Source organism: Aeromonas sp. 600948 (assembly GCF_049174875.1).
Classification (GTDB): Bacteria; Pseudomonadota; Gammaproteobacteria; order Enterobacterales; family Aeromonadaceae; genus Aeromonas; species Aeromonas veronii_A.
This window is the reverse complement of sequence record NZ_JAAKTY010000013.1, coordinates 123,447-132,181: the sequence shown is the minus strand read 5'-3', so window position 1 is coordinate 132,181 and position 8,735 is coordinate 123,447. Positions and strand designations below refer to the sequence as shown.

At 60.3% G+C, this 8,735-nt stretch carries 9 protein-coding genes; 1 reads left to right on the top strand and 8 read right to left on the bottom strand.

Going from position 1 to position 8,735, the window contains the following annotated elements; genetic code table 11:
- Positions 1–152 precede the first annotated feature (152 nt).
- The 6 genes from G5182_RS12910 to G5182_RS12885 are packed head-to-tail and all read right to left on the bottom strand — an operon-like array spanning position 153 to position 4,980.
- Entirely contained in the window at positions 153–1,331 is a 1,179-nt protein-coding gene (locus tag G5182_RS12910) for a hypothetical protein (RefSeq protein ID WP_421254429.1), read from the bottom strand.
- A 2-nt stretch (positions 1,332–1,333) separates the two neighbouring features.
- On the bottom strand, positions 1,334–1,996 hold the full coding sequence (locus G5182_RS12905; protein WP_042656899.1) for an energy transducer TonB: 663 nt from the start codon (positions 1,994–1,996) through the stop codon (positions 1,334–1,336).
- Positions 1,993–2,394 (bottom strand): ExbD/TolR family protein, encoded by a 402-nt coding sequence (locus tag G5182_RS12900; protein WP_005339369.1) that lies wholly within the window; start codon positions 2,392–2,394, stop codon positions 1,993–1,995. The genes G5182_RS12905 and G5182_RS12900 overlap by 4 nt, the downstream gene beginning before the upstream one ends.
- Entirely contained in the window at positions 2,391–2,921 is a 531-nt protein-coding gene (locus G5182_RS12895) for a MotA/TolQ/ExbB proton channel family protein (protein WP_042037184.1), read from the bottom strand. The genes G5182_RS12900 and G5182_RS12895 overlap by 4 nt, the downstream gene beginning before the upstream one ends.
- Positions 2,918–4,222, bottom strand: coding sequence for a MotA/TolQ/ExbB proton channel family protein (locus G5182_RS12890; protein WP_227341669.1), 1,305 nt, complete (start codon positions 4,220–4,222; stop codon positions 2,918–2,920). The genes G5182_RS12895 and G5182_RS12890 overlap by 4 nt, the downstream gene beginning before the upstream one ends.
- Positions 4,219–4,980 (bottom strand): DUF3450 domain-containing protein, encoded by a 762-nt coding sequence (locus tag G5182_RS12885; protein WP_227341670.1) that lies wholly within the window; start codon positions 4,978–4,980, stop codon positions 4,219–4,221. The genes G5182_RS12890 and G5182_RS12885 overlap by 4 nt, the downstream gene beginning before the upstream one ends.
- A gap of 210 nt (positions 4,981–5,190) precedes the next feature.
- On the opposite strand from G5182_RS12885, the gene G5182_RS12880 reads away from it, so the two are divergent.
- Positions 5,191–5,967 carry a helix-turn-helix transcriptional regulator gene (locus G5182_RS12880; RefSeq protein ID WP_227341671.1) on the top strand — a complete coding sequence of 259 codons (777 nt, stop codon included), beginning with the start codon at positions 5,191–5,193 and terminating at the stop codon, positions 5,965–5,967.
- A 59-nt stretch (positions 5,968–6,026) separates the two neighbouring features.
- On the opposite strand, the gene glmS is transcribed toward G5182_RS12880, so the two are convergent.
- Complete coding sequence (gene glmS / locus G5182_RS12875) at positions 6,027–7,859, bottom strand: glutamine--fructose-6-phosphate transaminase (isomerizing) (protein WP_421254428.1); 1,833 nt, start codon at positions 7,857–7,859, stop codon at positions 6,027–6,029.
- 56 nt (positions 7,860–7,915) lie between these two features.
- A complete protein-coding gene (locus G5182_RS12870) occupies positions 7,916–8,689 on the bottom strand; it encodes a DeoR/GlpR family DNA-binding transcription regulator (RefSeq protein ID WP_005355851.1) in 774 nt (257 codons plus the stop codon).
- Between the last annotated feature and the right edge of the window lie 46 nt (positions 8,690–8,735).

Below are 8,735 nucleotides of genomic sequence, written 5' to 3'. Positions count from 1 at the left end.
GGAAGCTGGCTCATCAGGTTGGCGTGTTCCGCCGTGCTGGTAGGGGCGCATTATAGGGAGCCGCGCCGGGATGACAAGAGCTTTTTGCAAAAATGCGTTCGTTTGCTGAAAAAGCGAACTGAACGCCCCAAAACAGCCCCTTGGCACCTCTTTCATGCCGCTTTTTTGCTCAACTCTTCGCTTTGTGCCCGGATATAGTTGACCCAGCTGGTTGCCTTCTGCTGCCAGTTATCCTGTTGCTGCAGCTCACGGGCCAGTTCCAGCGCCTGGGCATACTGCTCCTTATTAAGGTGTGCCTGCACCAGCAGCGCTTTGGCACGATTGCCTTGCTCGCCTTTTACCGACTTGATGGCGGCGAGCTGGATCATGGCAGCATCAGTCTTGCCCTGTTGCAGCATCAGTTCGGCGGCGCGCATGGCAGCTTTGGGCTGACCATGTAGGCTGGCCAGCTGCTGCCAGCTATCAACTGCTTGTGACCACTCCCGGGCACCTTCCCACAATTGGGCAAGCAGTTGGCGATTTTCAGCACTTTGCTTCATCTGTCCCTTGGCCATGGCCGCTTCCAGCAGACGGGCACCACGATAAGGCAGCCCTTGCCAGGCATAGAGGCGGATCAGCTGATTGCGGGCAGACGCATCATCCATCAGTTTTCTGTCGATAGCTGTTTGCAGCAGAGCCAACGCCTGATCGCCACGTTTGGCGGAGAGGTTGAGCGACACCGCCTGCTGCCACCATTTACTCTCTTTGGGTTCGTGGCTGATCAACTCGGCCGCCTGATCGGCAGCCACGCCATAACGTTGCTGAGCGGTGAGGGCGGAGAGACGAATAATGGCGGCCTGCTTCTGCCAACCCTTCTTCAACAACTGTTCGCTCTGGCTGGCGGCGTCACCGTACTGCTTGTTGTGGTAATAGAGGCCGGCCAGACGCAGGCGCAGTGCATCGTCTTGTTTGAGTGCCAGTGCCGCCTTGTAGCTGGCGATGGCGCCAGACCAGTTGGATTGCTGGGCCTGAATATCGCCGCGCAGTCGCAACAGCTGGAGCTGTTGCTGCTCGGGCCACTCTTTATAGGCAAGAGCCTGTTCGACATAACGGCTCGCCTGGGCGGTCTGTTGCAGATTGGCCGCCAGCGAGGCTTGCAACTGCGCCAGCCAGGCACGCTCGGCATCGCTATTTGGCTTGAGGCCGGACGCCTTGCTCTGGGCTTGTTGCCACTGACCGGACTGATAGAGCTTCATCACGGGTTCAAGCTGACGGGAGAAGTGAGGGCTGAACTCCATCGCCAGACAGGCTTGGCCGACCAGGGCAAGCAGACAGATCCAGATCCGCAACATAGTTATGACTCCAGTTTGAATTTGAGCGTGATGACTTGCACCAGCTTGTCGGTGGCGCCCGGTCTCGGCTGATAGCGCCACTTGTTGATCGCCTGAATGGCCGCCCGCTCGAACTGACGCTTGGGTTTGGCCTCGACCACTTCCACATCCTGCACGCCACCTTCGGCATTCACGCTAAAGCGCAGGGTGACGAATCCTTCGATCCCTGACTGTTGGGCACGATAGGGGTAGACCGGCTCGATCCGTTGCAACGGCATCAGCATGTCACCGACGCCGATACCCGCACCCTGCTGCTGGCCGTGGTAGTTGCCACTCAATACCGGTGCGGTACTGGTCGCCACACCGGGGGCATAGACCTGCACCGCGCTGAGGCTGGAGACCAGATCCAGACTCGGCTCAACGGCCGCCAAAGGGGCCGCGGCAGGCATCGGCAGTGGTGTCGAGGCCAATGCGGCGGGAGGCTCTGGCAGAGGCTCGGGCTCCTGCGGCACCGGACGCTCGCGTACCTGCACCTCGGTCACCTCGTTCTGCATATTGATGACGATGGGCTTCTGTTCGCTCGCCACCTTCTCGCCCCGGGGCGGTTCAACCAGCGTGGCCATAAACAGCAGGATGCCCAGACTGAGGGCGATCCCCAGCCCCAGGCTCATCAGCTTGTATTTCATTTCGGCGCCACCGCCACGGCGATATTGGCGATACCCGCCGCCTTGGCCTCATCCATCACCCGCACCACCTTGCCATGGGGCACCCGCTCATCGGCCTGAATCACCAGGCTGGCATCGGGCTGCTCCGCCAGCAGACGGGCGATGGTGGCCTGTACCCGCTCCACATCGATCTGCTTGCGGTCGAGGAAGATCTGACCCTGAGCCCCGATCGCCAACATGATGCTGGAGGATTTCTGCGCCTTGGCCTGACTGGCCTGGGGTCTGTGTACCTCGAGCCCGGCTTCGCGCACAAAGGAGGTGGTGACAATAAAGAAGATCAGCATGATGAACACGATATCCAGCATGGGGGTCATGTCGATCTGCACTTCGTCACGCTGGCGTTTGGATTGCCGTCTCATTGCATTACCTTCTCTTCTCGCAGGCCGTCCCGGGTCTTGGCCAGCGCACGCTTGGCCTGACTCTCGAGCCGACTGAGTAACAACACGCCGGAGAGGGCCACCACCATGCCTGCCATGGTGGGGATGGTGGCGCGGGAGATCCCACCCGCCATGCTCTCCGGGTTAAAGCGGTTGGCCGCAGCCAACGCATCGAATACGCCGATCATGCCGGTCACAGTGCCCAGCAGCCCCAGCATGGGGCAGAGCACCACCAGGGTGCGGATGAAGATCAGATGACGGTTCAGTTCCAGCTCCGCCTGTGCCAGCCAGCGGCTGCGGATCGCTCGGGCGTGCCAGCTGTGGCGCTCGCGGCGAGCCTGCCAGCGGCCGAGCAGCTGTTGCTGCAAGGGGCCGAACCCCAGATTGAGGTAGAGCAGCCGCTCGATCATCAAAATCCACATCAGCACCAGCAGGGCCAGAATGACCCAGAGCACCGGACCGCCACGGCCCATGAAGCTCTGCAGCTGTTGCCAGATGTCGAGCATCATGCGGCTCGCTCCATCCCGTTGTTATTGCTCTCGGCACGCTCGGCCAGAATGCCGGCCACCTGCTGCTCCAGCACATTGGAGAGCTCGGTGAAGCGCGATTGCAGCAGGCTGTGGGCCAGGATCAGCGGAATGGCCGCAACCAGACCCTGTACCGTGGTGACCAGCGCCATGGAGATGCCGCCCGCCATGATCTTGGGATCGCCGGTACCAAACTGGGTGATGGCCTGGAAGGTGCCGATCATCCCGGTTACGGTACCGAGCAGACCCAGCATGGGGGCGATGGCCGCGATCACCTTGACCATGCCGATGCCGCGCTCCATGCGAGGAGTCTCCTGCAGGATCGCCTCATCAAGACGCAGCTCGAGGGTCTCCATGCTCAGCTCGGGGTGTTTGTCCGCCACCGTCAGCACCCGGCCGAGGGCGTTGTCGGTGTGATACTCGCCGCTCTTGAGCTGGCGGCGCACCCGACCCAGTTCGCGGGAGAGGCTCCAAAGCCGTACCGCAGCGATACCCAAACCGATGGCGGCCAACAGCACGATAATGGCGCCGACCTGACCACCTTGTTGTACCTGCTGCCAGAAGGTGGGCGCCTGTGCCAGCATCGCCAGCAGAGTGCCATGAGAAGGATCCAGCGGCAGCGCTTCCCCTTCCTGACCCTGATAAGCCACAACGGCAGAGAGCACGCTACCGGACAGACCCAGTACCGGGCTCAAGCCTTCGGCGGTCGGTTGCAGGAAGCCTTCGCTCCCCAGCAGGGCAAAACTGCCAACCCGGGTCAGCGACTGCTCGCTGGCAGCCCCCTGGGCATCGAGCACCTTGCCGTTGAACTGGGCAATCCGGCCAGATTCGCGGATCTCCTGCAGCAGCGTGGCGGGCAGCAGGGCGAGAGCGGCACGATCCGGCACCTGTTTATCCTGTGCCATGGCTTTCAGCGGGGCGAGACGCTCCGGGTACTGGCCCTCGACGGCGGATTCGCTCAGCAGCTTGACCGCATCGCTGGCGCCCTGACGGGAGACCGCGAAGATCTCGTTCATGTCGCCGGAGGCTTGCTCCCACTGGGCGTTAAGCTCGACCAGCTGCTTCTCGTTGCTGGCGAACTTGCCAGCCAGCTCCTTGCTCAGGCGCTGGGCCTCGGCCAGTCTGGCACGGGCAGTTCCGAGCTCCTTGGCAACGGTCGCCAGATCTTGCTGAGCCTGCTGTTCACGAGCCTGTTCCTGCTGCTGCCACTCATCGGCGACAGCGGCGTTGGTACCGCAGGAGAGGGCAATAAGGAGGGGGAACCACTTCATGGTGACTCTCATGATTGGGCCTCCTGACTGCGGCTGACAGAGAGGGGGACATTGAGCAACTGGGGAACTTTCTTGGCGGCGGCCACATCCATCGCCTCGGCGATAGGGGAGAGCCACTGGCTATCGAGGGCTTGCCACTGCTTCGCCTCGGCAGACCAGCGCCATGCCTGACTGCGATCGGCCGTCATTGCCAGCAGGGAGACCCGACCCAGCGCCAGCACATCGACCCGACGAGGAGCACCATCCAGCTCCAGCTCGGCGGAATAGCTGTCCATCCGGCTGCCGTACTCGGCTTCGATCTGATAGGCCTGCAGCAGCTGACGGAATTTCTCTGCCTCGCTAACGTCTGCGCGGGCCAGGGTCGCTTTCAACTGTTCAACCCGCGCCAAACGATCTTCCTTGCGCAGCGGGATGTCGTTTTGCACCAGCTGTTCCAGATCTGCCTGCATTTGCAACATCAGCGGGATCAAGCCCTGACGGGTCTCTTGCACCGCTTCCAGCTGCTGACTCAATTTACCCAGCTCATTTTGCTGATCGGCCACCAGAGATTGCATGTAGCGGTTGTAGGCTTCGAGGTCGCGCAGTTGCAGCTGGGCATTTTGCAGCTCCAGTCGTGCGGCAACGGCGGCATCGGCGGCTTTTTCCACCCGCTGCTGGGAGGCTTTCCCGGCAGCTATGCTGTTCTTGAGGGCGGGAGCAACCAGCTCATCCCCGATGGCAGCAAAGTGGACTGACAGTGGCAGCAGGGCCACACCCCATAATTTGTTCATTGAAATACATCTTACTAATGATAACTATTATCATTATCTCAAATGCGGGGCGGACTGGCAACGAGAGGATTTTCTTGGCCTTTATGCACAAAAACAGGATAATTTTTAGACACGCACGGAATAAGTGGCGCCAATAGCCACCGCACAAATATAAATAACGAGAAAAAATCTTTTCGATCAGTGTGATAGAGATCGAAAAAGGAGAAAGTCATGCTCAACGATGCGATCTGGGAACATATCGACAAGTTCACCAAGGCAACAAAAACCAGCGATATCCAGCAACAACTGGAACGCTTCAGTCATCAAATGGGCTTTGATTACTTCCGGCTGTTGATTATTTTCCCCATCAGCATGCAGAAATCCCACGTGGCACTGTTCAACAACTGTCCGACCAGCTGGTTTGACGCCTACAGCGAAAACCAGTATCTGACCCAGGATCCGGTGGTCTATCTGGGGCTGAAACAGACCCAGCCTATCTTCTGGAACAAGCTCGACTGCGACTCGCCCTGGCTGCCCAGCGCCAGCCGCGATGTGATGAATCTGGCTGCCGATTTCGGGGTGCGCAACGGCGTCTCCTTCCCGCTGCACACCCCGCAGGGAGAGCACGGCATCCTCTCATTCATCACCAAGGACAAATCCAACACCGATCTGATGTTTGAAAACGTTCCCCTGCTGTCGTTTTGCGCCAGCTACATCTTCAACTCCGCGCTGCAACTGATCAAAAGCCGGCCTGACCTGATGAAGTACCTGACCGAACTGTCGGATCGGGAGAAGGAGTGCCTGTTCTGGGCCAGCGAGGGCAAAACCTCCTGGGAGATCGCCACTATCCTCGGCATCAGCGAGCGGACGGTCAACTTTCACCTGACCCAGGTGACCAACAAGACCGACTCGAAGAACCGCAGCCAGGCCATCGCCAAGGGGATCACCAGCGGCATCATAGTGCCCTCCCTCGATGAGGTCACCATCACCAACCTGCGGCTGTCGTAACCCCTCAGCCGAAACAAAAAGAGCCGCAATAGCGGCTCTTTTTCATTTCAGAAAGTGACTTACTCAACAGTCACCGATTTTGCCAGGTTGCGCGGCTGGTCGACGTCAGTGCCCTTGATCAGGGCGACGTGGTAGGAGAGCAGCTGCAGCGGCACGGTATAGACGATGGGGGCGATCACCTCTTCCACATGGTTGAGGTTCATGACCCGCATGGTCTCGTCGCTCTTGAAGCCGGTGTCGGCATCGGCGAACACGTAGAGGATACCGCCACGGGCGCGCACCTCTTCCACGTTGGACTTGAGCTTCTCCAGCAGATCGTTGTTCGGCGCCACCACAATGATGGGCATCTCGGCATCGATCAGCGCCAGCGGGCCGTGCTTCAGCTCGCCAGCGGCGTAGGCTTCGGCGTGGATGTAGGAGATCTCTTTGAGCTTGAGCGCCCCCTCCATGGCGATGGGGTACTGGCTGCCGCGGCCGAGGAACAGGCTGTGCTGCTTGTCGGCAAACTCTTCGGCCAGGGTTTCGATATCCTTGGCCAGCGCCAGACTCTCTTTAATACGCAGCGGCAGGGCTTGCAGCGCCTTGACCAGTTCAGCCTCGGCGGACGCGCTAAGGTGGCCACGGCAGTGACCGACCGAGGCCACCAGCATCAGCAGGCCAGCCAACTGGGTGGTGAACGCCTTGGTGGAGGCCACACCAATCTCTGCCCCCGCGCGGGTCATAAAGGCCAGATCCGATTCACGCACCAGCGAGGAGCCCGGCACGTTGCAGATAGCCAGCGAGCTCATGTAGCCGGATTCCTTGGCCAGACGCAGCGCCGCCAGGGTATCGGCGGTCTCGCCACTCTGGGAGAGGGTCACCAGCAGGCTGTTGGGACGCACTACCGATTTGCGATAGCGGAACTCGGAGGCAATCTCCACATCGCAGGAGACGCCGGCGATCTCTTCGAACCAGTAGCGAGCCACCATGCCGGAGTGATAGGAGGTGCCGCAGGCAACGATCTGCACGTGCTCCACCTTGTCAAAGATGGCGCGCGCGCCGTTGCCGAACGATTCGACCACCACGTGATCGCTGCCCAGACGCCCTTCCAGGGTGTTGGTGATCGCTTTGGGTTGCTCGTGGATCTCCTTGAGCATGTAGTGACGGTATTCACCCTTGTCACCGGCATCGTGGGAGAGTTCGGACTCCTGCTCTTCACGCACCACAGCGTTGCCGTTGGTATCGAAGATATGCACGTCACGGCGGGTCACTTCGGCCACATCACCCTCTTCCAGGAAGATGAAACGACGGGTCACCGGCAGCAGCGCCATCTGGTCGGAGGCGATAAAGTTCTCGCCGATACCGCGGCCGATCACCAGCGGTGAACCGGAGCGGGCAACCACCACGCGGCTGTCGTCGCGGCTGTCCATCACCACGGTACCGTGGGCACCGCGCAGCTGCTTCACCGCAGTCTGCATGGCGGCCAGCAGGCTGCCGGCGCTCTTCAGCTCGTGATGGACCAGATGGGCAATCACTTCGGTGTCAGTGTCGGAGCTGAACACATAGCCCAGCGCCTTCAACTCTTCCCGCAGCTCTTCGTGGTTCTCGATGATGCCGTTGTGCACCACCACGATATGCTCGGAGACGTGGGGGTGGGCGTTGCGTTCGGAGGGCTCGCCGTGAGTGGCCCAGCGGGTATGGGCGATGCCGGTACCGCCGTGGACGGACTGCTCGTCAAGCGCCTTGGCCAGCTCGGCCACCTTGCCCAGACGGCGAACCCGCTGCAGCGGCTGGTTGGCGCTGAACACGGCCACACCGGCTGAGTCATAACCGCGGTACTCCAGACGGCGCAGGCCCTCTACCAGAATTTCAGCCACATCACGTTGGGCAACAGCCCCGACGATGCCACACATACACTTCTCCTTGAGATACAAATCGTAAAGTCAGTTGGATGGTTCAGAGCTCGATGTCAGCAAGTGACCGGGGCGCAGATAAGCGTCACCCCCTGGGCTTGAATCTGTTCTCTGGCCTCGCTGGCCAGCCCCTCGTCGGTCACCAGGGTATGGATGCTCGACCAGGGAAGTTCGAGATTGGGGATCTTGCGGCCGATCTTTTCCGATTCGACCATCACAATGACCTCCCGCGACACCTCGGCCATGACCCGCGACAGGCCCACCAGCTCGTTGAAGGTGGTGGTGCCACGCTCCGGGTCGATGCCGTCGGCACCGATAAAGAGCTGGTCGAAGTCGTAGGAGCGCAGCACCTGTTCCGCCACCTGCCCCTGGAAGGATTCGGAGTGAGGGTCCCAAGTGCCACCGGTCATTAACAGGGTAGGCTCATTTTCCAGCTCGCGCAGGGCACCGGCCACATTGAGGGAGTTGGTCATCACGATGAGGCCGCGCTTGTTGCCCAGCATGGGGATCATGGCGCTGGTGGTGCTGCCGCTGTCGATGATGACGCGGTTGTGATCACGCAGCCGCTCGGCCGCCGCACGGGCAATGGCTAACTTTCGGTTCGAAACTTGTTCAGGGTTGACCTCGACCACCATCTCGCTCGGCAAGGGGACGGCGCCACCGTAACGGCGCAGCAGCAGACCACCGGTCTCCAGTACCGCCAGATCTTTACGGATAGTCACTTCGGAGGTAGAAAAGTGTTTGGCAAGGGCGTCGACGCTCACTTCACCCTGCTCTTGTACCAGGGTCACTATGGTGTGTCGGCGTTGTTGAGTATTACGTTTGGTCATTTTTAAGTTTCGATTCGAAAGAACATCGAAATATTAGCCCCTTTTT